The organism is Rothia sp. HMSC069C10 (genome assembly GCF_001812205.1).
Taxonomy (GTDB): Bacteria; Actinomycetota; Actinomycetes; order Actinomycetales; family Micrococcaceae; genus Rothia; species Rothia mucilaginosa.
Genome location: NZ_KV808295.1, coordinates 83,563 through 109,960 on the forward strand (window position 1 = coordinate 83,563; position 26,398 = coordinate 109,960).

A 26,398-nucleotide genomic window follows, 5' to 3' on the forward strand; every position below is an offset into this window, starting at 1 on the left:
AAAACTATAGCACACCCCCAACAGGAGGGCAAGAACGAGCCCACCTATCGTGCCGCGTACGGCAGCCGGGTGTCGCCCTCTTCACGGCCCCTTTTCACCGCGCCCTTTTCGACACCCGACCCCGAAAGTCCCGGCACGTCTGCAGACCCCAACAGGTCCGCCTAATGACGGATATACCCATCTACAACTAGCATGACAGCACGCGTTGCATCCTCAGCATTGCGCTCCGCCTGATGCACTTCACGATCCATAGCAAGCATATAAATCGCTCCGAACATAGAGATCGCAATCGCACGCGGATTCTGAGCGGTATCAACCGTATAGCGGCGAGCCACAGCCTCCGTCATCTCCTGCAAATAATCCAGAAGATTCAGACGGTTATCGCTCATCGCCTCGGTCCAACCATCCGCGCCCTTCCACGTCTCCGCAAGCCACATCCGAGTAAAACCCGGACGGTCCTCAAGATACTGGAACGCGGCGCGAACAGCGCTCCGCAACGCCTCACGCGGATCAGAATGAACCGACGCCGCGCGACGCGCATCGCTCAGCAGCAACTGCGTGCCGTACTGAACCAGCTGATCCACCATGGTCTTCTTAGAACCGAAGTTGTAATACACGGTTCCCTTAGAAACACCCGCCCGGGCAGCCACCTCTTCAACAGTGGCGTACTCAAGCCCCTTTTCGGTCATGATTTCCATAGCAGCGTTGAACAACTTCAACTGAGTTCTACCTGTACGGCCGGGACGACGACTTGAAGCTTCAGCGACTGGGCGCTGCAACATCAGCAGTCCTCCCTCCCTTTTTGCAGATATATCTCTATTTTATTAGACAGTTTTCCCCCGGTGCGACCAAACAGGGTTTGTTACACCGTAATCTCCGGAGCCAGCTTCTTCAGCGACCACGTACGATCACGACGCGTGCCAATGTAACCCAACATCAGACCAGCCAGACCCCACAGAGTCAAAACCAGCATGATGCCCCACAGGCTCGACTCATTAATGCCATACGCCAAACGACGCGTACCCGCCACCGCATAACCCATCGGGAAGAAATCATGCATCCAACGAATCGACTCAGGCAAAGTCTCATACGGCATCGTGCCGCCCGCAGTAATCAACTGCAGAATCAGAATGACCAAAGCAACAAGCTTGCCCGGCGCACCCAAAATCACCGTCAAACCATGAATGAAACCGGTAAAGACCAAAGCCACATAGCAGAGGAACAGCCACACCAGCCACGGATGAGCCATCTCAAAGCCCAAACCAAACTTAATCGCGGCAAACATCAGAGTCGCCTGAGCAATACCCACCAGGCCGAACGGCATCCAGCTACCGAGCATCACACGAATCGACGGAGCATGCGACGCCAACGCACGGTTATTCATCACGCGCAGCGTCTGAACCAGCATCAAGCCGCCAATCCACAACGCCAAGCACATGAAGAACGGACCCATGCCCTCACCATAGTTACGAGCCGACGCCAAGGAATCATGCGACAAAGTCACCGGGTTCGACATCGTATCCGCAACCTTCGCCTGATCAGTCGGCGCAAGACTCGGAACCTGCTTAACACCAGAAGCCAGGCCGCTCTCCAGCGACGAAGTACCATCCTTCAACTCGGAAGCACCATCATTCAGCTGAGCAGAACCATCAGACAGCTTCGCCGTACCGTCAGAAAGCTGCGACGCACCATCCTTCAGCTCATTCGCGCCATCAGCCAACTTCTGCTGACCCTCAACCGCAGACTGCTCCTTCTGCGCCAAAGTACCGCTACCATCCTTCAGCTCGGCAGTACCGCTCTTCAAAGAATCAGTACCCTCCTTCAGCTCAGAAGCACCACCAGACAAAGTCGCAGAACCACTCGCAAGGCTCGAAGCACCCGAAGCAATCTTAGAATTACCATCAGCCAGGCTCGCCGAACCTGACGCCAACGAGGACGCGCCAGCATCCACACGAGCGGCGCCATCAGCTACCGACGAAGCGCCCTTGGCAAGCGAAGACGCACCGGAATCCAGCGAATCCACGCCAGCAACCAAAGTCTGAATCTTCACCGCAGTCGACGACGAACCATCAGAAATACAATGGCTCGACTTCAATGCGCTCAGCTTCGACAGGGCATCAGCAGCGGCAGCATCACGAGTAGCCAGATGCGACTGCAGAGCCTTCTGATTCAGCTCAGCAACCTCATTCTTCGTCTCCTCAGAATCAACAGCAGCCACCAGCTGATCAGCCTGCTCCTGAGTCAACGTACCCGCCTCAACCAGCGGAGTCACCTGAGCACGCACCTTCTGCGCACTCGCAGACACCACAGTATTCGACAGATCACGACCAAAATCGCCACTACCGGCAGAAGTATCCGTCTCATGCAGGCGCATGCACATCGCGTTCAGCTCAGCCGGCAACTCACGAATACCCGCCTGATCCATGCCTTCACGCATCTGATGGATACCCGACGCCAAATCATTAGCGCCCTTCGCAACCGCCGCCGAACCGCTCTTCAAGCTCGCAGTGCCCTCCGCCAGGGTCGCCGAGCCATCCTTCAGCTTCGCCGCACCATCAGACGCAGACGCCGCAGCCGAAGCCAAGGTCGACGAACCATCCTTCAAACTCGAGGCACCATCAGCAAGCTTCGCGACACCAGAATCCAGCTTCGCCGCACCAGAATCCAAAGTCGAAACGCCATCAGCAAGCTTCGCGGCGCCCTCCGCCAACTGCTTCTGACCATCCAACAACTGGGACTGACCATCAGCCAGAGAAGAAGTACCATCCTTCAGCTTCACGGCACCATCATTCACCGTGGCAGTGCCGTCCTTCAGCTGAGTGATAGCGTCCGCCAGCTTCACCGTGCCGTTATTCACCTTCGACGCACCATCAGCAGCCTCACCCATCTTCGAATGAATCGTCGTGAAGCTAGCCAACAGCGAATTCGCCGTAGAATTACCGACCTTCTCCGCCACCGAATCACGCACCGCAGTGCCCGCCTTCGTGACAATATTCGTCAGCACATAGTTATTGGCATCATTCGTAATGACCTCAATGCCCGCCGAACGCGCATCAATAGTGCCCGTCTTACCGTCAGCATCAGGCTTGAACGAACCGGCACTCTGCAAATTACGGGAGAAGTCCTTCGGAATCACCATCGCAAAGTCATAGGTGCCGTTCTCCACGCCCTCAACAGCCTCAGTGCGAGTCTGCACCTGACGCCAATCAAACGTGCCAGCATCCAGCAGGGACTGGCGCACATCAGCACCGGTGTTCACCTGCTTACCTTCAGAATCCTCCGCGCCCTCATCCTCAACCACCAGGGCACCCACAATGCCATTCACATGGCCGTAAGCATCCCAGTTACCGTACAGGTACAGGGCGCCGTACAGCAGAGGAATGCAGGACATCGCAAGCAGCACCAGAACCGGCAGAACACCGCTGGTCAGGCGCTTCAGCTCAACGAGTGCAACACGCAGAACAGTCATTCTTACTCCTTCTCAGCGTTTTCGCCATGTTCGGGGGAATCATTGGAGGGTTCAATCTCGCCCTCAACAGGAGCCGACACGTTTTCCTCAGAGGCTTGTTCCTCAGGGGCACGACCGACCACAGCACGCGCACCATGCCAAGACTCAGAAATATGAGGCACAATCGCCACCACCGTGCGCGGGTGGTCCTCATCGGCGGCAAGCTCCTCCAGGTACGGAAGCCACATGTACGTATGGTTCAGGTGGCGGGAAGGAGTATCAAAAACCAGCAAGTCAGAGGGGCTATGCTGCGCCAAAGCAGCCATCAGCTCAATGTTCATCTCGCCGCTAATCTCGTCCATCCACAAGCCGTCCAGGTCCTCAAGACCGCGCTCGGCCAGCCAGCGGCTCGCGCGGGAACGACCAAAAATCGGCAGGTTATAGGAGAGCATCTCCGACACGTAATCGTGCACGCGCATATGCTGCTCAGGAGCGGTCACATCAGGAGAGTCCACCACGCTGCTGAGAGCACGCAGACGCTTCATCGAAATAGGGCGAGGCTCATCATCGCCTTCGCTCCAGCTAATCGTGCCGCCGGACAGGGGAAGGCGACCAGTCAGCGCCAACGCGAGAGAGGTACGCTCCAACTGGCTATCCGCCTGAACAATAATGACTTCACCCTCACCCACTGAGAAGGTGGTGCGGTCAAAAAGCGGAGTGTGGCGCCCTTTCGCCCAAATATTGTCAACGCTTAACACGGTTAGATCCCCTCAGAGAATGGATGGTTCGGGTGAGTTTCTGGGAGTCATCCGCGGGCACCGCGCGGGGTATTAAACGTCAAGCGCGGGCAGGCGGAGGCTCCAATGCCTATATATGGTAGACCCGGTTATGTGTGATGTGGTGGGCTTTTCTTGAAATTCAGGGGTCATTTTTGAAATTTTTGAAGTATTTTTCAAATAAATCGGGTTTTTCGTACAAATAACGCGAAAAGCCACGTAATCTCTGCACGGCTTTTCGCGTTTTACGAACCATCTTTTAGGGGTGAGGCCTAGGGGCGATCAGGGGCGGCGTTCCTTAAAGAAGTCCACCATCAGCTGCGCACACTCATCAGCACACACACCCGCATACACCTCGGGAGCCGGAGCAACCCTGCCGTCACGCAGCACATCGTAACGACTGCCAGCAGCCCCCGTCTTCTCCTCCCAGGCTCCAAAAACCACCGTCGAAACGCGCGACGCCAGGATCGTGCCGGCGCACATCAGGCACGGCTCAACCGTCACCACGAGCGTGCACCCGTCCAGGCGCCACTGACCACGATGCGCCGCCGCCTGACGAATCGCATTCACCTCCGCATGGGCACTGGGGTCATGCTCCCGCTCGCGGGTATTGCCCGCCGAACCAATAATGACGCCCTGCTCATCCACCACCACAGCACCGATAGGGATCTCGCCACGCTCACCCGCGGCGGCACCCTCGGCGAGGGCGCGGACCATCCACTCGCCGTGTTCGGGGCGAGCGGGAATATCGCTGAGCACAGCGGAAGAACCGTCTGTGACCGTCAATTTTGAATATTCCGAATATGACATACAACCTCGTCAGGGGAATAAATAAACACTAATGGGCGCAACTAGTGGGTGGCAGCCAAAGAGAAAGGATACACCGCAGAAGCACCTGCCAGCCGCAGCTCACGCGCCACAACCGTAAACGCCCACCGCGAATCCACCACATCAGAAACCAGCAGAACAGGGCACCGATGCTCACGCACATAGTCCAGAACCTCTGCAGGCACCCGGTACGAGCGCAGCACATCCGCACAACGGAACGCGCTATTACCGCCAAAGAAACGCGGCTCCCCCACCAGAGACACCCAGCCCAAATCCACCAGACGACCCACCGACGCCAATCCCCTACCCAGGGACTGAGCCAAACGAGGACGCACCGGCGAAGGCAGAGTCAACACCGCCACCGGACGACCCGCCTCAGACCACTCCCAAGCGGCAAGCACCTTCACGCAAGCACGACCCAGCTCGGCAGGGACCTCAGAATCAACCGGCTCACCCAGCTCATTCGTCGCCAGAAACTCACGCAGACGAGTACCGTACCCCATGTCGCTCAGACGCGCCAAAGCGTAACCGGATTCAGCCTGCTCATCCTTAGACAAACGACCGCGCGGCGCATCCGCACCCATCAGCTGATCCAGCCCGCTCGGCCACATACGGCGCGGTTGCAGGGGCACACCCACCGTATTGAAGCTACTCTGCGCCGCCTGCTGCGCCTCAGCAGGAACTTCAACCGGGTACCAGGGACCCGCACACACATCGCAACGACCACAAGCAGTCGCGGAAGCATCATCAAGCTGCTGAGCCAGGAAAAGCATACGACACTGACTAGTGCGTTCATACTCGAGCATAGCGTTCTGCTCCAGCACACGCGCCTGCGCCACCGCCGCGTAACGGGCACTATCGTACTGCCACGGCGAAGAGGTTCGACGCCAATAGTTGCCTTCCTTCACGGCGGCACCCTCAACATCCAGCACCTTCAGCAGAAGCTCCAGGGTGGAGCGGCGCAACTGAACGCGCGCCTCCAACGCGGTAATGCTCAACCCCTCCGGGGACTGGGCGAGGGTATCCAGCACCGCCAACGCCTGCTCCTCGTTAGGCATGGAGGCTGTCGCAAAATACTCCCAAATGGCGCGGTCTTCACGACCGGGCAGGAGCAGAACATCAGCGTTGACGGCGCCTCGTCCGGCGCGGCCAATCTGCTGGTAGTAGCTCACCGCAGACGACGGCGCGCCCAGGTGCACGACAAAACCCAAATCAGGCTTATCAAAACCCATACCGAGGGCACTTGTCGCGACAAGAGCCTTCACCCGGTTTTCCTTGAGTGCCTGCTCTGCAACCAGCCTCTCATCCGGGTCAGTTTTGCCGGTGTAGGCGAGCACTTTGTAGCCGCTGGCACGCAGAGCATTTGTGGTATCTTCTGCCGCAGAGACAGTCAACGTGTAGATAATGCCCGAACCGGGCAGGCTGTTCAGGTGCGTGAGCAGCCAACCGATGCGTTGCGCCTCATGGGGCAGGGTCAGAACGCCCAGGCGCAGGGACTCGCGGGACAGCGGACCACGCAGCACATGCACGGGTGCGGTGGTATCGGTGCTGAGCTGTTCGGCGATATCGCGGCTAACGCGGTCATTCGCGGTTGCGGTAGTCGCCAGCACCGGCACACCCACCGGCAGAGATCTAATGAGCGAACCAATACGGCGGTAGTCGGGGCGGAAGTCATGGCCCCAGTCAGAAATACAGTGCGCCTCATCAATGACGAGCAGACCCAGGCGCGGCAGCAGGTACGGCAGCCACTGCTCACGGAACGCCGGGTTATTGAGGCGTTCGGGGCCCACCAGGAGCACATCAAGCTCGTCAGCTTCGAGGCGGGTACGGATTTCATCCCATTCGGTGACGTTCGCGGAGTTCACCATGGCGGCACGCACTCCCGCGCGGGATGCCGCCTCAACCTGATCACGCATGAGGGAAAGCAGCGGGGAGACGATAAGAGCCGGGCCCATACCGCGGGCACGCAACAGCAGGGAAGAAATAAAGTAGACCGCAGACTTACCCCAGCCGGTACGCTGCACGACGAGGGTGCGGGCGCGGTCGGCTACGAGGGCGCGAATCGCCTCATACTGGCCGTCGTGGAACTCGGCATTAGTGACGCCGGTGAGGCAGCGCAACACTTCACGGGCTTCAGCATGCAGGAGATCGGCGGGGCTGGACGCTGGCTGTTCGGGGTTCATGGTTCTCTCCAACGGTGGATGGTTGGGTCAATCGCTACGCCGCGACGCGCCGTGCTCTCTTTCCATCATGTCACACCCCGGTATCGCCCGGCTCTGCGGATAGTCATTTCTTGAGGAAGCGTGCGAGCGCCGCGTCACCTCCGGCTGTTTAGCCGCGATGGTGGGGAGATTTACGCCTCGCTCACCCGTGCGTCCGGCGTAAATGCCGGTAGAATTGTGCCAGTAATACACAGCCTCCGCATAGTTTTGCACAATGTTCACCATAGGTACACTTTCTATGCTGGTGTTATTCCGCCGCCGATCCGTGCGTGCGGTCCACTCACAGTTCAGGATTTTTCATGACTTTTCTTGCCATCGCTTTGGCGCATCTTCCGGTTGCGCTCTTGGGCCTCGACCTTGAGCAGTTCCTGCTCGATACCGGCCCCTGGGTTCTGGTTGTTTCGGCAATTATCGTATTTATTGAGTCCGGTGTTCTTTTCCCGGTTCTTCCGGGTGACTCCCTGATTTTTGCTCTGGGTATGCTTCATGAGCAGATGGGCCTGTCCCTGTGGGTTGCTTTCCCGGTCCTGGTGCTGGTTGCTATTGCTGGCGCTGAGGTTGGCTACCAGATTGGTGCCCGTTACGGCCGTAAGATCTTCAAGGATGACGCGAAGATTCTGAGCACTAAGAACCTGCACACTACTGAGGAGTTCTTCCAGAAGCGCGGTAGTTTGGCTCTGGTTCTGGGTCGTTTCGTGCCGATTGTTCGTACTTTTGTGTCTCTTGCGGCTGGTATTTCTTCGTACGACCGTAAGAAGTTCCACCTGTGGAATGTTGTTGGTGCGGTTGCGTGGATTGGTTTGATTGGTCTGGCGGGTGTGCTGCTGGGCGGTATTCCGTTCGTGCACAACAACATTGAGTACATTGCTGTGATTATTGTGGCGGTTTCTGTGGTGCCGGTTATTATCGAGTACCTGCGTGGCCGTTCGAAGGCGAAGCAGGAATCTGCTGAGTAATACGTGAGTCCTTCTCGGCTGCTGAGCCGGGGATGAGAAAGGGTGGGGATACCGTTTGGTATCCCCACCTTTTTGCGTTCTCTCAAACCCGGTGGAGGTGATGCCCCCGGAAGCCAGCTACACCTCCGCGAGGTTACTTTACGCCCATGCGTCGCAGGCCTCCACGCATTTGGATGTACCGCCCCACCTGCGGCTGGCAGAGAAGAACAATAATCACGATGCGGCTGATAAAATCAAAGGCGAGCTTCGCGCACAAGACTTCAAGGGTCATAAACGGGCCAAAGAACAACACCCTAAGCATTTGCGAATTGTATCCATTGTCAAAGAAAACGTGGGCACAGAGACCTACATACACAATATCCAGGATCATGCGTAACGCGCCCTCGATAATAATCACCACTCGCGCCCACTCATAACCCTCATTGAGGTACCAGGCAGAGACTGCTCCAAGGACAATGGGGAGAACCATCGTAAGCCCCATCGTCATACCTGCAAACATGTAAGCGCCCGTAAATTCTAGACCCACAAGAGGCTGTAGAGGGTATGTGGACATGTACAGCACCAAGAATAGGGATACAGCCCAGATGGCAATGGGGCGCGACGGAAGATTGATAGCACGCTGAGTGCCTGGCGCGCTGTGTACGGGGTGGACACCAGCAGGAACCAGAAACTGAGGCGTCACTGCGGCGGGTGCCGCAAAGTTCAGTGCCGGAAAGTTCGATGCTGCGGCGCTAGGCTGAGGTGCCAGCGTGCCCGCGGAGGCACCGGAAGTATTGTTCAACATCATCGTTCTTTCTCTCGTATGCTCGCACTATGGTGCGTAAGTCGGTGATTATTGCCCTTGTTTGGGTAGATTTACGTGAAATCTACCCAAAAGGGTTATTTGATGTAGTTAGCTGAGAGAATAATACTTTTTCAGTATAGAGTAAGTTCTTCGGGCCTTGTAGAGTTTTTATACGAAGCCTGGAACCTTTTAGGCAACTCAAAGGGTTTTACCAGCTAGAAGATTTCGATGTTTAACGCGAAAGGGTGGGGATACCGTTTGGTATCCCCACCCTTTCGCCTTTAGAAGTCCGACGGAAGAGGCGCAGAAATTTGCCACCCACAGCAAGCTCTGTTTGATGCTCACGCATCGGGCTCTATCACAGCCTTCTCACGCCAACAGGCCTTTAGTATGAGCCAGCCGCGTACGTGTATCGGCGCATACCTGGAGTGAACAGCAATACCGCTATCACCGCATGGCAGACGGTAGGTAGATTCACCAACACAAGGACAAAAATGAAGTGCGCCAGCTCGGCGCCGCTCAGCGCCTGCACATCAACAGAGTTGAAGAGTATGACGGAACCAAAAATAGAAAAAAGACCGCCCAGCGCACCGAGAATACTCAAAACAATGCTGACGATACGCGCCCAATTACGCCTCAACCAGAGGAACAGCAGAGCAATAAGAGTCACCGCATCCAACAGGATAATTTTGACCAGTGCAGGGATCGTTACTTGCACCAGCGCCTCTGAATTCATGGAGGTGTGGTTCCGCTCCAAAGCACCCACAGTAGACTGGGTTGTCCCAATCAGAATAACTAGCACGGTAAGCACCGTTACCCATATCAGAGCAGCGGGGCGGCCGTTAGAATGCGGCTGATACGGCTGGTTTTGCTGGTAGTGCGGGGCTAGCCCCGGAGATCCGTATTCTGACATCATTGTTCCTTTCTATGTTCCCCATCCCGCGCTACGGTGCGGGGGTCGAGGGGTGTTCTCCCCTGATGAGGTGCGTTCGCCGTCCTCATCATCAGCGAAAAGCTCTCGAAGTTCCGCCGGTACCTGACCGGCAGCCTGTCTCGTCTCAGACATCATCTGCTGGTGTTCTAGTGCACGTGCCCCGCTAACGATTTGGGTGTACGCCCTAATAGGAGCACGAGTCAGCAGCACAATCATCAGGAGGTAGAGAACGAGCGTAAAAACGCCGCTCAGGATACGCACCAGGCTGGACGCCGCAGCCGCTCTAGAGCTTAACCCCGAGAAATTATCCGCAAGAATAAGCACACCGCTAGCAGCCGCGAGAGCGCAGTAGATGATGGTAAGAATGCGCGCCCACTCGCGGCCATCCCAGATCTTCCAGAGAATAAAAATTGGGATGGCGGAGATGATGAGGGTAACCACCAGGGCAGAGAAGAAAACACTCACCACCATCTCAAAATCGATATACGACCAGCTTAGAATCGGCAGAAAATTACTCAGGGGCCCCAGCACGATAATGGCGGCAGCGCACCACATAACGCTGCGCATAGCCTTCGGGCGCTCCGGAATTATCTGCTCAGAGGCGGCAGTGTAGCCAGCGGTCGCCTCCCGGTAGCCGGGAGTGGTTTGCTTGGGGGTGCTGGCGTGCTCGGGGGCGCTGTCACCGGGCGCGTTGTCCTCTGCCGCGCCACTCTCCACCGTGCTATTTTCAGCCTCGTCGGAGGGCAACAGCACGCTGTACTCGGGGACCGTGTACTCCGGATCGTTTAGCGGTTGCTTTGGGGTACGTTCTGACATCGTTGTTCCTTTCTTCTCTTCGCACCCCCGCCCCGCACGCTATAGCGCAGGGCGGGTGGCAAAGAGTCTCCCCATGGGGAGGGGCTTCCCGCCCTAGTTGAGGCGGTAGCCTTCCTCGGTGTACACGGAAGTATCCTTATAGCCACGCTGTTCGTTGCGGGAGTTCCTCCTCGCATCCGTGCGGCGGGTCGTCTTGTACTGTTGCGCGGCCGCTTCTTCAGCGCGTCGGTTAGCTTCCTTCTCTTCCCTGCGTGTCTGTTCTTCTTCCAGGTGAGTACGCGTTTCTGCATCCTGATGCGCAACAATCCAACCGTCACCGGCGTTCACCTGTTCACGTGCTTCTATCCATGCCAACCTCGCGGTAGCCATAAACGACCTGGTGGGACGGCTCATGAGCAGCACGACTATCAGCAGGTAGAAGGCCGTAAGAAAAGCTCCCATAATGTCACTCACCACGATGGAAACTACGTAGTCTCGGGGCCTTGAAGTCAACGACTCATCCGCCAGCCTGGAGAAATAATCAGCCGAGATGAAAGATTGCAAACTCATCGCCCCGATAAAAACCACAAAAGCACTACCGAAGAGGGTGAGGAAGTACGCCCATCTACGGCCCTTCCACAGTCGACGGAGGACGAAAATCGGTATGAGAGAGAAGATGAAGGTAGCAAATATGCCTGAAATGATGATGCCCGGCATATTTTCCATAACGCGGTCTGGCACTTCGTTATGGATAGATACATAGATACGTTGGATTGCGGACAGAATAATAATGGCTGTAGCGAGCCACATGACGCCGCGCAGCGTCTTCGGGCGGGGCGGGAGCACCACCTGAGGGGCGGCAGGCGCGGTGGAGGCGGCGGTCGCCTCCGCACCCTCGTGCGCTTCCTGTTGGGGCTTAGCCGACCCGCCAGACGTGCCTCCGAAGTTAGGCTTTACACCCGTCTTCTGGGCGCGCTGAATCTGCTGTATCTCAGCCAGCAGGCGGTTCTTCTCCACCGGATCATTCGAGAGCGCATAATCGGCAGAAAGCTCACGCAACAGCTGCTCGGTAGAGTCCTTGACCGGGCCTTCTTCCTTCTCAAGCTGACGAAGAACATCCTCACGGGTCGGCTCTTCCTCATCATCCGCCATGCTGTCCTTGATGATCTGCATCTGCTCCCGAATCGCCGCGGGGCTCGGGACCACGCCCACAGCCGGGCGAGTCAGCAAAAACAGGAGAACGGCGCTACCCGCCGTAATCACCCCGACCAGAGCCTGCGACACCATAGACGAAGCAGCGGCAGGATGCGACACCGGATCCAGTGCGGTAAACGCAGGGAAAAGCACCTGAGCCAGACCAAAGACACCCGCAAAAGAGAGCACACCGCTCAAGGAACACAGCAGAAGGTACAGCATCAGCAGGCGGCGCGGATTAACGTACCCTGACTTGGTATAGTCCAGAACGAACCAGAGGAACGGCACCACCAAGACAGCGTCAGACAGAACCTTCGGCAGGGCATAGCTAAGGAACGAGCCGATGTTCACACTCCGGCCCGCGGTAACGATAATCTGGTACGCATCCAGGAGGAAATACACCAGGATGAGAGTCATACTGATGGAATAGGCTTTACCAAGAAGCTCCAGTCCCCGGTTAAATTCCTGTTCCCTATCGCCAACTATGCCAAGGTTTCTTTTCGCCTCTTCAAACGCCGCCCGCTCATCATATGTGCGCTTAGCAGCGCCGGGGGTAGTCTGCGATGTGGATTCGTGCGCAGGTTCGGAAGTAGGGTGCACGAGTCATCCTAACTGTGGTTGGGTGAATAAAGTTATCGGTGAGCCGCAGGTCCGGGACCCGCAGCCAGAATCTGCAAGGCTAAATCAGGTAGTCCTCGCTGCGGCGCAGGCGCCAATCACGGCGCGCTTCCATGTACGAACGCGACTGACGCGACCACACCAACGCCAACGCGACCACACACACCAGCATGTACGGTGCAGCAATATATACCGGCGTGTACAGCGGGGAGGCGCTACTGAGCAGCAGCTCAACATCCTGGCTCGGCGCACCATTCAACGTACCCAGAAGAGCCGCGACTGCCAGCATAATCAGCAGGGATGCCAACACACCCAGCGCCAACGCCACCGACAGCACCAGCGCCGCCCAACGGTAACCACGCAGGTACGCCACAGTGCAGAAACCGTGCAACGTCACGTTACCGAAGGCGCTGACCAGCAAAAACATCACCGGATAGTACGCCTGCGCCTCCACCAGCGACTGGGCGCGCCAAGTCGAAAAATGCGACAGCTGCGTCGTCGCATACGTGACACCCGTGTACCCAATCAGCACCAGCCAACCCACGGCAATAGCGAGCAGAACCCAACCCGCCACAGACACGAGAGTGGGGGTGGCAGGCTTCGTAGGATGCGTGGTGTTCGGAGCGGATGGCGGAGAGGACTCGACGGCGGACATAGCTGAATCTTTCGAATGTCGGCTGATAGTGTGTGTGGAAGATGTATGAGCGAGTGTGTGGTGTGTGGGTGGCGGCGCGGCGTTCATCTACCGCGCCGCCTCAAAAAACTTTAGGCAGAAGTGGACGGGTCAACCGTCGCAGAAATACTTTCAGGTAGCAACGGAGAATCTGCCCGGTTCGCCATCGCAATTCGCAAGTTGTTGAAGCGGTAAATGGTCAGCAACGATAAACCGACCTCGCTCAACCAGACCAAGCCCAAGACAACAAGTATCAGCAGGGGGTCAAGCCCCATCGAAACCCCAGCCCAGTCGAGCATCAGCAGCAGGAACGTAATCGGTGAAAGCACCAGCCCCACGGCAACATACCCAATCAGGGAGCATATAGCCCAAACGCTATATACGGAGGCATCCGCCGAGTCTTTGGGCGGGCGCATCAGCGGCCACATCTGAACCACCAGGTAAAGCGCCGCCACAAAACCAAAGCAAATCGCCAACGGCTGCGTGTACTGGGAGATAATGAGGCCTTCAACCAGAGTCAAAATACACAGGATAACCGCGCGGACCAGCAGGTTCTTCTTGAGCTTCTGCTTGCGCTCCTTCACCTCATCAGCGGTATAGGTGCGCAGAAAAGCGGGAACCTGACCCTGCCCCGGGAACGGCGGTAGAGGACCCGTCGGGTGTGTACGCACCACAATCGGAGGGTTCGTACCATCCTGAATGATGACGGTAGAAGTCGCCGAAATAACCGGATGCGAACCAGTCACCACCGGCGGCACGTTCAGCGGAACGGACACCTCCGGCGTAGCAGGAGTCACGTGACGGATAGGCGCCTGAAAGCGGGTCTGCATACTGATATCTTCATCCGGGTGTTCTGCGGATGAAGCGGCATCTGTGTTCAGGTGTGTAGCGCCCATGGGTGGCCTCCTGGCAGGTGCGGGTCGTGTTTCTGTCTCTACCGTATCACGCGTACTTTAAGGGAATCTGAGCAGTAGCTGGGCGTCGCGGGGAGCGTGTCACACCGCCGCTTATCGCCTCGTTATCACCCCGTCGGAGGCGCGGATACGCGGGGTAGAATCCCCGCCCGCCGGGGCGCGTTAGCCCTACTCCGCTACCTGCGAAGCCTCAGCGTTCGGCGCCTCGGTATTCGGCTCTGCCGGATTCGGTTCCTCTGCTTTCTGCTCTTCTGCGCCCTGCTGCTCCGATTGTTGCTTCTGCCGCGTCAAACGCAAGCTCCTACGAACCGCCAAACTATAGAACAGCGAGAACAGAACCTCCAATGCGAACGACGCCATGACCGTCAGCAGGCCCACCGTATAGAACACGCCCACACGGTCCAGCAGCGTCTGCGGGCCCTGCACCGTCACAAGCGCATAGGCAAAGAACGCCGTCATAATGGCCGCCGCAACCCCGGATGCCGCATTCGCCAGCAACACCAACTTCACCGAACGGTTCGCCCGGTAAATCATGGCAACCCACATGTGCATCACCAGATAGACCAGCGGCACCGCACCAATCGGGAAAAGCGTGACGCGGATAAAGTAATAAACAGTAATCAGCGAGGGTACGACCAGCAGTAGCACACGCACCAGGTACAGGTTCTTAGCCGGCAGCGGGTAATCACTGGTGACATTCCAGAACTCGTCAGCCTGCTGCTCCAGCTCATCCATAGCCTGCAGCTGCATGAGCTGCGCCTGCGACATATGCTCCTGCGGCACAAGATCCGAGGAGCCCGCCACCGGCGCAAGCTCAGCGGCAGAAACCGGTTCACCCCGCCGCATACGAGCGGAATCAGCCATCTTAGCCCTCAAAAATACCGCGAGAACGGTCCTTACGCACGCTCTCAGCAGGGAAAATACGACCGCTCATGCTGATGTACACGCCCGGCTCCAGCAGATTCAGTGCGGCAATAGCGGCACCCAGGTTGAAACCGGCATCCGAACGAGCCATCACGGCGGGCTGCATCGCACCGGTCAGCACCACAACCTTATCGCCCAGGTCGGCGTGCTCCAGCAGGTAGCGGGCGGTCTCCGGCATGGTGTCGGTGCCGTGAGTGATGAGCACCTGGTCGTTAGTGACAGCGTTCAGCACCTCGGTCAGCTCGGCACGATCCTCATCGGTCATGTCCAGGCTGTCCTTGCCAATCAGCGGGCGAATATCAAAACGGATATCGGTAATCACGCGGTCCAGCAGGTCCTTAGCGGCAGGCTCACCAATATCCATGGTGCCCGCCACCGAATAGAACTTATCGATCGTGCCGCCAGTGGCAAGAATCGTGATCTCTTCGGGGTTCTTAATGGTGACGCTCACGGGTTTCCTCATCTTTTCGGGTCAACGTACACAAATCAAAAACTGCCAGGCCAACCCGGCAGGACACGCCCCACCACACGGAATCAACACGGGGTAAAACCCCGCACACGAGGGTGAAGACGCAAAAACCCGCCGACCCCCGCAAAGCGGGAGGCGACGGGTCGGCTAGTGCGCCCTGTGGGGCTCGAACCCACGACCTGCGGATTAAAAGTCCGTAGCTCTACCGACTGAGCTAAAGGCGCTCCTATCCACACAAAACTGAAAGTGTGCAGATAGAAATACTATACACTACCGGCCCCCAGCCAATGAACGGTACACTGGGAAATCCTATGTCTACACCCGCATCATCAACCGGCGCCTCCGGACGCGCACGACACCGTACCCACCACCGCCCCGTCCTCTACTCCGCCGAGAAATTTGAACGCCACGAAGGCGGCATGGACCCCGCCGCACGCGAAGAGGCGGCGCACGCCTCCGCACGCATCCTGCTGATGCGCGGACGCGGCACCGACGAACAGATGACCGAACGGCTCGTCAGCTTCACCGACGACTACGGTATTGAGATGCTCGCCGAACTCTGGTCGCACGCGAGCGCCCACTCCCTGCCGGGTGCGCTGTGGCGCATGTACTGGCTGCGGGACGTGGTGCATCGTTCGCCGCGCGGGGTGAGCCGCGCTTTTGAGCTGGGCATGGCGGAGGATTACCGTTCGCACGTGGTGGCGGGTGTTCCCGACCCGCCGAGTGCCGACGAGGTGGTCCGCACGATTGATGAGATCCTGGCGGGCCTGTACACCGGCGATATGGACATTGCGATGGAACGTTGCGCCGCGTTTGCGCACGTGGTGGCGTTGGGTATCCGCACCGATTATGCGCGCTCTGCCGGGCAGGATGGTGCGGTTCCGGGCAGCCACGAGGTGAAGCGTGAGGCGGTGGAGCGTCGTGCTCGTCTGCCGCGTCAGGCTCAGCAGATGGAGCAGATCGCGCACGATTTGGAGGCGGTCGCCGCCCAGCTACGCGCCGTTGAGGCTAGTCAGCAGGTTAATGGGGGCTCGGGGGCTGGTTCTGCGCAGGAAAAATCGCAGACCAACATCGAAGCATTCTAGTCTTCTACAACGTTGCGGGGCGCAAAAATACGGGTTCGTGCCGCGAATTGGCACAGGTTCCACATTGGGCCGCAAAGGCCTGAAAAGCCTGTTTCCGATTGACTCTGCGCCGGGTTCGGGTGGATAATAATTACAAGATGTCGGGTTGCTAATAGGTAGCCCCGGGCTCCAAATCTTTAGCCGCTTCGAGCGGCCTTCCGCCGAGAGGCGCTCCCAACCCGACATCCCTAAACGTTCCGGTGGGGGTCGAGAAATCGACCCCCACCGTTTTTTGCTTAAAACCCCGTCTAGAAGCCGCCGTCAGCCCGACGCAGTTGTGTCTGAAGCTCGAGCGCTCATGAGATACGCGCGGGCTATGCGCACCCGCACCACCCAATACTGGTTAGACTGGGAACTATGCTGCACCGACTTTTCCCCCACGCCAACGAATCCCTCGCCTCCCTCGCTGAAATTTCAGCGCAGGTCGGTGAGGCCGCTGCGTTGCTCTCAGAAATGGTCGGCTCCCCCGTCGCGGAGTACCCCGAACTCTTCGAACGCATGCTCACCCACGAGGCGGACTCCACGAACCTGCTGTTCCGCACCCTCACCGAGGTGCGCAGCTCCTTCTCCCCGCCGATTCCGCGTGAAGACCTGTACACGCTGGCACGCAAGCTCACCAACGCTGTTGAGAAGCTCACCAGCGCCGCGCACGTGCTGTCCCTGCACAGCATTGACGGCTTCGCCACGCACATCACCTCAATCCTGGACATCATTCAGCGTCAGGCGGTGCTGACCGCCGCCGTCATCCCCAAGCTTGCTGATATTCGCGGCCTCGACAACTACTGGATGGACATGCTGCGCATCTCCCGCCAGGCGCTACGCACCGCCGAAGAGTACGACGCGTACATTGCCGAACGCTACACCCCCGAACGGTACCGCCGCTACGCCACCTTCCTGGCGCAGCTGACCGCCGCCTCCAACGCTATGCGTGATGTGTCTGCCGAGATCGGCCGCATTATCGTTCAGGAATCCTAATGTTCCTGGGTCTTCTAGCCTGCTGCGCCTTCATTGCCGCGGTCTACGTTACCGGTGTGCACGACGCCTCCAACTCCGTCGCTGTTCCGGTGCGTACCCGCGCCCTTGGCGAACGCTCCGCCCTGTACCTTGCCGCGCTCTTCAACGTGCTCGGTGTAATCGGTGCGTTTCTGCTGCTCGGTGAGTATTCCGCCTCGTGGGTGAGTGCCCCGGAAGGCACCACCGGCCTGAACGGCATCATTGCGGCGCTACTCGTCTGCGCTATTTGGGGTGTGCTCACCTGGTTTCTGCGGTTGCCGTCCTCCTCGACTCACGCACTGGTCGGTGCCCTCGCCGGCGTGAGCTGGTGGACCCAGACGAGGAGTGACAGCGCCGCTGAAGGCTTTGGTTCTCTCGCCTTCCTGCCGCATATTTTTGGGGCGACCCTGCTGCCGCTCTTTTACCTGCCGCCGCTCATTTTTCTGCTGTCCTGGCTGATGGTGGTGCCGTTCTACCGGCTGGTGGTCGGCCACAACCCGCGCCTGGTGAATCAGCATGCCCGCGAGGTGCTGGCGGTGTCTGCCTCCGCAATTTCGCTGCTACACGGCTTGCAGACCGGCTACCTGTACCTGCTGCTGTGGGCGCTACTGAGCGAACGCATCATGGATCCGGCGCTGATTCAGTCCCTCACCTGGGGCGGGATGCTGCTGGGCACCATCATTATTGCCCTCAGCCTGGGTGCCGGTACGCTGACCGGTGGCCGCCGCATCGGCTACACCTTCGCCTACAAGATGGTGCGCCTAGACCCGTTCCGTGGTGCGGTCGCTCAGGGTACCACCGCTGTGGTGCAGGTAATCGGCTACTTCCTGCTGCAGGTGCCGTTCTCCTCCTCGCACCTGGCAACGGCATCGGCGCTCGGCGCGGGCGTGAATCAGCGTTTTAACGCGTTGAAGTCCAGGATTGTTCTGCAGATTCTTCTGGTGTGGCTGGTGACCATTCCGGCGTGCTTTGTGTTCGGAGTGCTGGCGATGGTGGCTCTACAGTCCATCCACTAGATTTTAGGGGCGGTGCATGCCCCTGCATGCTCACTGTCGCGGGTTAGCCGGGCGGCGGGTTGAGTCTGAACGGTGCACACCCTCATAATGGTTGAGTTCTTGGGCTGGCACGGGCCCATTCACCCTCGACTGATTGTGGTTATGTCTTCTCCTACCGTAGCTATTCTGGTCCGTACAAAGGACCGCCCCCGCTTCTTGAGCCGCGCGCTGGAGAATATTGCGCAGCAGACCTTCACCGACTACACGGTCTGCGTGATTAACGACGGAGGCGACGAGCAGGCAACCCGCGCCGTCATTGAGGCTTCCCCGCTGGGTTTGCTGGGTTCTAACGCGCAGGATTCCAGCCGCGTGCAGCTGCTGACCACCGCTGGCGGCAACATGGAGGCGGCATCCAACGCCGGTTTGGCGGCGACCACCTCCGAATACGTGGCGATTCACGATGACGACGACCTGTGGGCACCCGAGTTCCTGGAGCGCACCGTCGCGGCGCTGGAAGAGAGCGGCGCGCTCATGTGCACCACCCGCGTTGTGGAGCGGTACGAACGTGAGAACGCCGACGGCGAGTTCGAGGTGTACGAGGAGCGTATTTTCCACGACGGCCTGCCCGGCATGGGTTTGCAGTTCCTCTTCCGCACGAACCGTGCCGTGCCAATCGGTATTCTCTACCGCCGCAGCCTACACGAGCTGGTCGGTTTCTACGACGAGTCCCTGCCGGTGGTCGGCGACTGGGAGTTCAACATGCGTGCCGCCTCCGTTGCGGATATTCTGCTGGTGGATGAGCCGCTGGCGTACTGGTCGCTACGCCCCGACGCAGAAGGTGCTGAGGCAAATAGCGTGAAGCGTCAGGCTGATCATGCCCGCTTCGATTCGTTGGTGCGTGCCCGCGCTATCCGCGAGGATCTGCAGGCGGGTGCCCGACCCGGTGCGTACCTGTATCAGGCGCATTTGGCGGCTGACCTGGAGCGTCGCGTGATTGACGGGCACGATCTGACCCGCGAATCCCTAGATATTCTGCGCTCTATTGAGAGCCGCCTGGAACGTATCGAGGCCCGTCAGCAGGCTATTGAGAACCGCCAGCAGGCTATTGAGGAGCGTCTGCGGGTTCTGAAGCACCTGCGCACCCCGGGCCGCGCGCTGCGTTCCTTGGCGAAGCGTTCCCTCAATCAGCGTTCTCAGGCTCGTCGCGGTACTGAGACTGGTTCTACCGGTGAGAAGGACGCATAGCCGTGGCAGAGAACAATCATTCTTCTACAGCGCTGCCCGCTACTGAAGCACCGCACTTTAATGAAGCACCGCGCGTACTCGTCATCGGCGATATCGGCCAGCACACCTACCACGTGGGCGACGAAGCCATGACCATTGCGAGCGCCCAGGCGCTTTCCGAAGGTGGCGCGGCGGTCACCCTCATGACCCGCGATGTGGGCCATTCGGCGCGCTATATCGGCGCGGCTGCTCATGAGGCGGGCGCACCCTACGAGTACCTGCCGTTCTTCCTCTTCCCCTGGGCACCGGCTGAACGCGAGCTGACCCTCGCGGCGCTCGAGAGTATCCTGGTGGAGCTGCACGCCAACCGGGAGCGCCCCTCCACCGCCGAGCTGGTGGCGTTACCGCAGGTGCAGGCGCTGCCCGAGGTGTTGCATCCGCTGGAGCAGACCGTTGAGCGCATGGTGGAGTTCGCGGACTCCATCGCCGCAATGGATGCGATCGTGGTCTCCGGCGGCGGTAACCTCAACTCCCGTTACGGTTGGCTGCTCTACGAACGTGCCGCCGCGGTGCGTGCCGCCGAGCATGCGGGCGTGCCCGTGTACGTGACCGGTCAGTCCCTGGGCCCGGTCCTCAGCCCCGAGGACGCGCAGGTTCTAGAGCGCATGCTGCGCACCGCCCGCTCGGTGACGGTGCGTGAACGTTCTTCCCTCGCTTGGTGCCGTGAGCGGGGTATTGACGCGCGCCTGAGCGTGGACGACGCCACCGACTACCCGGTGGCTTCCCCAGCGCGTACCCTGCACTATGCGGAGGGTATTTCTGCAGGTCAGGCGCTTGATGAGCTGCCGGAGCACTACGTCTGCGTAACCGTCAACGAATGCACCAACCAGCAGGCGCAGCAGATTGCGCGCCTACTCGACGGCATGTGGCGCGAGCACGGCTACGCCCCCGTGTTCCTGAGCCACTACGGTGACCCGCAGGACCCGACCAACGGCGATATTCAGGCGCACCAGCGCATCGCCGAGCAGCTCAGTCCCTCCACCCCGGCGACCCTGCTACCGATTCTGCACGCCGACCAGAGCGTCACCGTGCACCGTGGCGCGGCGTTCACGCTGACCAGCCGCTACCACCCGGCGGTGTTCTCTGCCGCGGCGGGTATTCCCGTGCTCGCCCTCGTGCCGGACGCCTTCACGCAGATGCGCGTGGGCGGTGCCCTGCGTCAGTACGGGCTGGGCGAGTTCACCCTGCCGCTGGGCATGCTCGCCGGTGGCGTTCCCGAGCTGATGGTTGCCGCCGCCCTGCGGCACGCGGCAGTGGCATCGGATGCACGCCGCACCGAGCTGCTGGAGGCTCTGCGAGCCGAGCGTGCCTACCTGCTCGCACAGATTCTTGGCTCTGGGAAATGTACGGCCCCCGCACCCTTCCCTGCCTCAGAGCAAACCCCGGCTCTCCCCGAGCCGCTGGGTGCGACCGTCCGCGCCGCCCGCGATCTTTTTACCGAAACCTCCCTCACCGCGGGTTTCGAGTGGGCAATGTCTGACCGGGCGCACTCCTGGGATGCCGAGCACCGTCGGCAGCTCGAACGTGCCCGCGCAATCGGCGGCGGGTACAGCGCGCACGGTATTCACGGGGCACACGGTGCAGAACAGATGCGCCCCGTCACCGTTGATGCTGATTCTGAATCACCCGCCGAGACGCACCCCGCCCGGCAGGGTCTGCTGGCGAAGGTAGCGCGGCGCCTCCGCGGCTAGATTCGCGGCTGAGCCCTTGAGCTAAAGTTTCCGCGCGAAAAACCACCCAAGCCAGGGTGCTATGCGGGGTCCGGGGCGCGGGGTCTCTCACACTTCAACCCAACACTCCCCTACCCCCTTGTACACGGCACACGCGCCGGTATGATGGTTCCCATGGCACGATTCGCAGAGATTCTACGCACTACTGAACAGAACACCCGGCAGTTCATTCATGAGGGTATTCACCGAGTCCGAGCAGACTTCTTTCAGTCTGTGCAGATTGTTGCGGCGTCTATGGGCGCTTGGCTTTTCGCTGAGCACATCCTGGGCCACCAGGAACCCATTTTCGCGCCGGTTGCCGCCCTCGTATCCCTCGGCTATGTAAGCGGTGCTAAGCATTCCCGCCGAATCCTTGAGGTCTCCTTCGGCGTGACCCTCGGCATTCTCATTGGCGACCTTCTGCTGATTCTGCTCGGTCACGGCACCTGGCAGGCGGCAGTGGTGCTTTTCTTGACCGTGATTATTGCCCGATTTATTGATAAGGGCATTATTTTTACGATTCAGCTCAGCTTCCAGGCCTGTTTCACGTTGCTGCTGCCCGTACCTGACGATGCGTTCACCCGCAGTTTCGACGGTATCGTTGGTGGCGCCTTTGCGTTCCTCGCCATGTACCTGATGCCGCGCGACCCGCGTAAGAACCCGCGTGCCCGCGCGCAGGCTCTCATGGATGCGTTCGCGAAGGTTTTCCAGCATTCCTCCGAAGCAATCCGCTACTACGACTACAACAAGGCGTACCAGAGCCTGCTTGATGCACGCGCCCTGCAACCGCTGTATGATGCGTGCCGAGGCGATCTAATCACCGCGCAGGGTATGAATGAGCTGTCCTGGAATAGCCGTAAGAGCAAGGGCGAGCTGGCGCGCATGGCAAAGACCCTAGCCGCGGTGGATTTGGCAATCCGTAACGACCGTGTGCTCAACCGCCGCATGGCGTCCACGATTCACCACGTGCAGCTACGCACTGCCGCGCAGCTCTCGCTCAGTGACGCGCTGACCGAGCTATCGGTGGCGGCACAGAGCCTCGGCTTGGGCATGTCTGCCCCAACGGAGGGCGAACGCGAGCACTACATGATGGAGGCACGCGAGCGCATGATTAAGCTTGCCGGCACCCTCGAGCCGCGCACGATGGGTGTGGCGACCTTTGAGGGCGAGTCGCTCGTGCTGATGCTCCGCCTGATTGTGGTGGACTTTATGGAGGCAACCGGTATGTCCCACAAGGATGCCGTGGCGGTTCTGGTACCCCTGGGTGAGGCGGTCACGAAGCACGCACCGCGTACCTCGGCAATCCCGATTGTTGACGCTGACATGGATGACTCCATGGTGGTTGACGACGTGACCGATAGCGCAGTGAACACCCACCGCACGAACAAGCTCAACACCCGCTCGATCAACATCATGTTGCACGAGAACGAGGAAGAGAGCCGCTCCTCCTAGCGGGGTTCTAGCGGGGTCAGTGGCAACCGTCAAGACACAGCGGAGGGGGCTCCCGGCCGGTATTCACGCCAGCCGGGAGCCCCCTCCTCCGCTATCTCTATGCTGTTGATGCGCGGGCGGCTACTTCTGTGGGAAGAGCAGCGCGAGCGCCTCGCCCAGGGTGGTTACCTCACGCACGGTCACGCCCTCGGGCACGTCCCCCACGCCGGTCGGGGAGGCGGGCACCAGCACGTGCGTGAAGCCCAGGCGGCCCACCTCCGCAATGCGCTGGCGGATGCCCGGCACGGCGCGCACTTCACCCGCCAGGCCCACCTCGCCGAAGACTGCGAGTTTGCGCGGTAGCGGCTTATTTTGCGCCGCCGAGGCAAGCGCCATGACGCACGCCAGGTCGGCGGCGGGCTCGGCAATTTTTGCGCCGCCCACCGTGGATACATAGCAGTCGAGCTTGCCCACGTTCAGCCCGGCGCGGCGCTGCAGCACCGCCAGCAGCATCTGAATACGCGCCGAATCCAGGCCCGAAACGGTACGGCGCGGGGCGGGTGCCACCGCCTGATCCAGTAGCGCCTGTACCTCCGCGAGCAGGGGTCGGCGGCCCTCCATCGTGACGGTCACGCAGGTGCCCGCCACCGGGTGCGGGGTACTGGAGACGAACATGCCGGAGGGGTCCAGCACCGGTGCGATGCCGTCCTCGTGCATGTCGAAGCAGCCCACCTCGTCGGTGGGTCCGAAGCGGTTCTTAATCGCGCGTAGCATGCGGATATTCGAGTGCTTATCGCCCTCGAACTGGCAGACCACGTCCACCAGGTGCTCAAGCAGGCGCGGGCCCGCGATGGTGCCTTCCTTAGTCACGTGACCCACGAGCAGGGTGCACATATTGCGTTCCTTAGCCGCGGCAATCACGGAGGCGGCAACCTCACGCACCTGGGTCACACCGCCGGCGCTACCCTCAACTTCCGCGGAGGCGAGGGTCTGCACCGAGTCGATGACCAGCAGGGAGGGGTTGACCTGCTCAATATGCGCTAGGGCGGTGCCGAGGTCAGTTTCGCTGGTCAGGTAGAGGGTGTCCGCGATGGCGCCGATGCGGTCGGCGCGGAGTTTGACCTGCGCGGCGGATTCCTCGCCGGTGATGTACAGGACCGGGCGCGGCGGCTGGGGTGCGATATTCTGCGCCCCCTGCTGTCCCGCAATCCCGGCGGTGCCGCGCGCGAAGGTGGCGGCGACATCCAGCAGCAGGGTGGATTTGCCCACGCCGGGTTCGCCCGCCATGAGGATGACCGCGCCGGGTACGAGTCCACCACCGAGCACGCGATCAAATTCGGGGTTTCCGGTGCTCATGTAGGCGGCTACGCGCGAGTCGACTTCTGCAATGGGCTGGGCGGGTTTCTGCACGCTGGATGCGGCGCGGGTGCGCGCACGGGTGCCCCCGGCGGCTTCTTCGACGGTGCCCCAGGTTTGGCATTCGCCGCAGCGGCCTACCCATTTGGCGGTGGTCCAGCCGCATTCGGTGCAGCGGTAGGCGGGTGCGGTTTTGGTGTTTTTCGTGCGCGCGGTCATGGGTCTATTTTAGGGTCTGGGGCGATATGGTGCGCGGTGTTTAGTCACGGCGAAAAGGGGTACCGCAGAACACACTTTTACCCTTAAATGCAGATAGTTTCACCTCGTGCACTCCCGTATAAATATCGAGAATATCCGTTCGCTTTTGAGGCACTTTAGCCCGCCGTTCCGCCCCTGACCTGGCTCAATAACCACCCTTACAGGTACAATGTTTTTTGTGCAGATGAATTATAGTGACCTATTGCTTAAAACTATCGCCCGAATCGCCCCCGGCACCGAGCTCCGCGAGGGCCTGGAACGCATCATGCGTGGCCGTACGGGCGCGCTCATCGTACTCGGATCCGACCGCACCGTATCCTCCCTGTCTTCGGGCGGTTTCAACATCGACACCGAGTTCTCGGCAACGCGCCTGCGCGAGCTGGCGAAGATGGACGGCGCTATCATCTGCGACCGTGACGCCACCCGCCTGTTGCACGCCGGCGTGCAGCTCATGCCGGACGCCTCCATTGACACGAACGAGTCCGGTACCCGCCACCGCACCGCCGAACGCACCGCGATTCAGACCGGTTTCCCGGTGATTTCGGTGAGCGCGTCGATGTCTATGATTTCGGTGTACGTTGACGGCACCCGCTACACGGTCGAGGACAGCCAGTACCTCATGGCCCGCGCGAACCAGGCGATTCAGACCCTTGAAAGCTATAAGAAGCGCCTGCGTTCGGTGCTTTCCTCACTCTCGGCCCTGGAGATTGAGTCCAACGTGTCCCTGGCGGATGTGGCGATGACCCTTCAGCGTATGGAGATGGTGAACCGCATTATCCGCGAGGTCAGCCACTACGTGCTGGAGCTCGGCGTGCACGGCCGCCTGATTGCCCTGCAGCTGGAGGAGCTGCGCGCCCCCGAGATGACCGCCAGCGATCTGATTCTGCGCGACTATCTGCCCGAGACGAATGACGAGCTGATCGCCGCCGGCGTTGAGGCGCTTCAGAACCTGGACGATATGGCTATCGTGGATCTGCGCACGATTGCCCGCACTGTCGGCTTTGGCGAGAACCCCGACCTGGAGTTCCCCCTGCAGCCTCGCGGTTTCCGTCTGCTCGCCGGTATTCCGAGCATCCCGAACGCTATTTCTGAGCGTCTGGTGGAGCGCTTCGGCAGCCTGCAGGCTCTGATGGCGGCGTCCCTTGAGGATTTGCGCGCCGTGGACGGTGTGGGTGAGGCTCGTGCCCGCACGGTGCGCGAGCAGCTCTCCCGCATGGCGGAGAGCAGCCTGGAGAAGTACCTCTAACAAAAGCTCATACGAGAAGCCCCCGCGCCGGAGACTATCTGGCACGGCGGCCTTTTCCTGCCTCACAAGAACCTTTTGCATTATGATGTAGTGACAGCGGAGTTCCCTCCGCACCCTGGTGCCTCAAGCATCATGACACCCCTTGGAGGTCACAATGTCGTACTCACGAGCTAAGTATCCGTCGGCTAAGCGCCCCGTCCCGTTCTTCGTGTGGGCGTCCCCCATTCTGTTCCTGATTTACCTGCCGCTGCTGTGGTTCAAGGTCATCCCCAATTCCTTTGAGGTGACCGACCTGTCCACCCTGCTTTTGGCGGCACTACAGTGGACCGCATTCGGTAGCCTGCTCGGGTACCTGGGTGAGCGCCGCTTCGCCAAGCCGCGCGCCTCCAAATAGTGCCACGCAATAGACCTATACAAAAAAGCCCCCGTGCCGGAGATGAACTGCGCCCCGAAACTTGGACGCATTA

Annotated in this window: 23 protein-coding genes and 1 tRNA gene; 9 read left to right on the top strand and 15 right to left on the bottom strand. The window is 59.7% G+C overall.

Annotated features, from left to right (window positions below):
* Positions 1 to 161: 161 nt before the first annotated feature.
* The 5 genes from HMPREF2842_RS02230 to HMPREF2842_RS02250 all read right to left on the bottom strand — a co-directional run bounded on the left by HMPREF2842_RS02230 (position 162) and on the right by HMPREF2842_RS02250 (position 7,235).
* On the bottom strand, positions 162 to 782 hold the full coding sequence (locus HMPREF2842_RS02230; protein WP_049337777.1) for a TetR/AcrR family transcriptional regulator: 621 nt from the start codon (positions 780 to 782) through the stop codon (positions 162 to 164).
* Positions 783 to 862: 80 nt separating this feature from the next.
* Positions 863 to 3,469, bottom strand: a complete 2,607-nt coding sequence (locus HMPREF2842_RS02235; protein ID WP_070642389.1) for a YhgE/Pip domain-containing protein — start codon at positions 3,467 to 3,469, stop codon at positions 863 to 865.
* A 2-nt stretch (positions 3,470 to 3,471) separates the two neighbouring features.
* Entirely contained in the window at positions 3,472 to 4,206 is a 735-nt protein-coding gene (locus HMPREF2842_RS02240) for an ABC transporter ATP-binding protein (RefSeq protein WP_049352314.1), read from the bottom strand.
* Between the two features lie 300 nt (positions 4,207 to 4,506).
* On the bottom strand, positions 4,507 to 5,034 hold the full coding sequence (locus tag HMPREF2842_RS02245) for a nucleoside deaminase (protein WP_049352318.1): 528 nt from the start codon (positions 5,032 to 5,034) through the stop codon (positions 4,507 to 4,509).
* 41 nt (positions 5,035 to 5,075) lie between these two features.
* The gene (locus tag HMPREF2842_RS02250; protein WP_049352321.1) at positions 5,076 to 7,235 is read right to left on the bottom strand and encodes a RecQ family ATP-dependent DNA helicase; all 2,160 of its coding nucleotides are present in this window, start codon (positions 7,233 to 7,235) and stop codon (positions 5,076 to 5,078) included.
* 338 nt (positions 7,236 to 7,573) lie between these two features.
* Here HMPREF2842_RS02250 and HMPREF2842_RS02260 point away from each other — a divergent pair, with 338 nt between their 5' ends.
* Positions 7,574 to 8,230 (top strand): DedA family protein, encoded by a 657-nt coding sequence (locus HMPREF2842_RS02260; protein WP_049349914.1) that lies wholly within the window; start codon positions 7,574 to 7,576, stop codon positions 8,228 to 8,230.
* 133 nt (positions 8,231 to 8,363) lie between these two features.
* Here HMPREF2842_RS02260 and HMPREF2842_RS02265 read toward each other — a convergent pair whose 3' ends face one another.
* The 9 genes from HMPREF2842_RS02265 to HMPREF2842_RS02305 form a co-directional block, all read right to left on the bottom strand.
* On the bottom strand, positions 8,364 to 9,017 hold the full coding sequence (locus HMPREF2842_RS02265) for a hypothetical protein (protein WP_070642394.1): 654 nt from the start codon (positions 9,015 to 9,017) through the stop codon (positions 8,364 to 8,366).
* 382 nt (positions 9,018 to 9,399) lie between these two features.
* Positions 9,400 to 9,930, bottom strand: a complete 531-nt coding sequence (locus HMPREF2842_RS02270; RefSeq protein WP_141752171.1) for a hypothetical protein — start codon at positions 9,928 to 9,930, stop codon at positions 9,400 to 9,402.
* Between the two features lie 9 nt (positions 9,931 to 9,939).
* Positions 9,940 to 10,764 carry a multidrug ABC transporter permease gene (locus tag HMPREF2842_RS02275; protein WP_070642400.1) on the bottom strand — a complete coding sequence of 275 codons (825 nt, stop codon included), beginning with the start codon at positions 10,762 to 10,764 and terminating at the stop codon, positions 9,940 to 9,942.
* A gap of 93 nt (positions 10,765 to 10,857) precedes the next feature.
* Positions 10,858 to 12,354, bottom strand: coding sequence for an ABC transporter permease (locus HMPREF2842_RS02280; protein WP_246823149.1), 1,497 nt, complete (start codon positions 12,352 to 12,354; stop codon positions 10,858 to 10,860).
* Positions 12,355 to 12,616: 262 nt separating this feature from the next.
* The gene (locus HMPREF2842_RS02285) at positions 12,617 to 13,210 is read right to left on the bottom strand and encodes a flagellar type III secretion system protein FlhB (RefSeq protein ID WP_049349909.1); all 594 of its coding nucleotides are present in this window, start codon (positions 13,208 to 13,210) and stop codon (positions 12,617 to 12,619) included.
* 110 nt (positions 13,211 to 13,320) lie between these two features.
* Positions 13,321 to 14,058, bottom strand: coding sequence for an organic solvent tolerance protein OstA (locus HMPREF2842_RS02290; RefSeq protein ID WP_246823152.1), 738 nt, complete (start codon positions 14,056 to 14,058; stop codon positions 13,321 to 13,323).
* Between the two features lie 252 nt (positions 14,059 to 14,310).
* Complete coding sequence (locus HMPREF2842_RS02295) at positions 14,311 to 15,006, bottom strand: amino acid transporter (RefSeq protein ID WP_070642409.1); 696 nt, start codon at positions 15,004 to 15,006, stop codon at positions 14,311 to 14,313.
* A 1-nt stretch (position 15,007) separates the two neighbouring features.
* A complete protein-coding gene (locus tag HMPREF2842_RS02300) occupies positions 15,008 to 15,517 on the bottom strand; it encodes an asparaginase domain-containing protein (protein ID WP_080974501.1) in 510 nt (169 codons plus the stop codon).
* Positions 15,518 to 15,686: 169 nt separating this feature from the next.
* Positions 15,687 to 15,759, bottom strand: a tRNA-Lys gene (locus HMPREF2842_RS02305).
* An 87-nt stretch (positions 15,760 to 15,846) separates the two neighbouring features.
* Here HMPREF2842_RS02305 and HMPREF2842_RS02310 point away from each other — a divergent pair.
* The 6 genes from HMPREF2842_RS02310 (at position 15,847) to HMPREF2842_RS02335 (ending at position 23,092) form a co-directional block, all read left to right on the top strand.
* Positions 15,847 to 16,620, top strand: coding sequence for a hypothetical protein (locus HMPREF2842_RS02310; protein ID WP_049340427.1), 774 nt, complete (start codon positions 15,847 to 15,849; stop codon positions 16,618 to 16,620).
* Positions 16,621 to 17,016: 396 nt separating this feature from the next.
* Positions 17,017 to 17,634: a hypothetical protein gene (locus HMPREF2842_RS02315; protein WP_005504391.1), complete on the top strand. Its 618-nt coding sequence runs from the start codon at positions 17,017 to 17,019 to the stop codon at positions 17,632 to 17,634.
* Positions 17,634 to 18,668 (top strand): inorganic phosphate transporter, encoded by a 1,035-nt coding sequence (locus tag HMPREF2842_RS02320; protein ID WP_049340429.1) that lies wholly within the window; start codon positions 17,634 to 17,636, stop codon positions 18,666 to 18,668. The genes HMPREF2842_RS02315 and HMPREF2842_RS02320 overlap by 1 nt, the downstream gene beginning before the upstream one ends.
* A 141-nt stretch (positions 18,669 to 18,809) precedes the next feature.
* Positions 18,810 to 19,892: a glycosyltransferase family 2 protein gene (locus tag HMPREF2842_RS02325; protein WP_070642426.1), complete on the top strand. Its 1,083-nt coding sequence runs from the start codon at positions 18,810 to 18,812 to the stop codon at positions 19,890 to 19,892.
* 2 nt (positions 19,893 to 19,894) lie between these two features.
* Positions 19,895 to 21,622: a polysaccharide pyruvyl transferase family protein gene (locus tag HMPREF2842_RS02330; protein ID WP_070642413.1), complete on the top strand. Its 1,728-nt coding sequence runs from the start codon at positions 19,895 to 19,897 to the stop codon at positions 21,620 to 21,622.
* A 141-nt stretch (positions 21,623 to 21,763) separates the two neighbouring features.
* Complete coding sequence (locus HMPREF2842_RS02335; RefSeq protein WP_070642416.1) at positions 21,764 to 23,092, top strand: FUSC family protein; 1,329 nt, start codon at positions 21,764 to 21,766, stop codon at positions 23,090 to 23,092.
* A 120-nt stretch (positions 23,093 to 23,212) separates the two neighbouring features.
* Here the strand turns inward: HMPREF2842_RS02335 and radA are convergent, their stop codons facing one another.
* Positions 23,213 to 24,646 carry a DNA repair protein RadA gene (radA, locus tag HMPREF2842_RS02340; RefSeq protein WP_049354023.1) on the bottom strand — a complete coding sequence of 478 codons (1,434 nt, stop codon included), beginning with the start codon at positions 24,644 to 24,646 and terminating at the stop codon, positions 23,213 to 23,215.
* A 208-nt stretch (positions 24,647 to 24,854) separates the two neighbouring features.
* Between radA and disA the strand changes: the two genes are divergently transcribed.
* Positions 24,855 to 25,931: a DNA integrity scanning diadenylate cyclase DisA gene (gene disA, locus HMPREF2842_RS02345; protein WP_049354024.1), complete on the top strand. Its 1,077-nt coding sequence runs from the start codon at positions 24,855 to 24,857 to the stop codon at positions 25,929 to 25,931.
* Positions 25,932 to 26,085: 154 nt separating this feature from the next.
* Positions 26,086 to 26,325: a hypothetical protein gene (locus HMPREF2842_RS02350; protein WP_005507607.1), complete on the top strand. Its 240-nt coding sequence runs from the start codon at positions 26,086 to 26,088 to the stop codon at positions 26,323 to 26,325.
* The last annotated feature ends 73 nt before the right edge of the window (positions 26,326 to 26,398 follow it).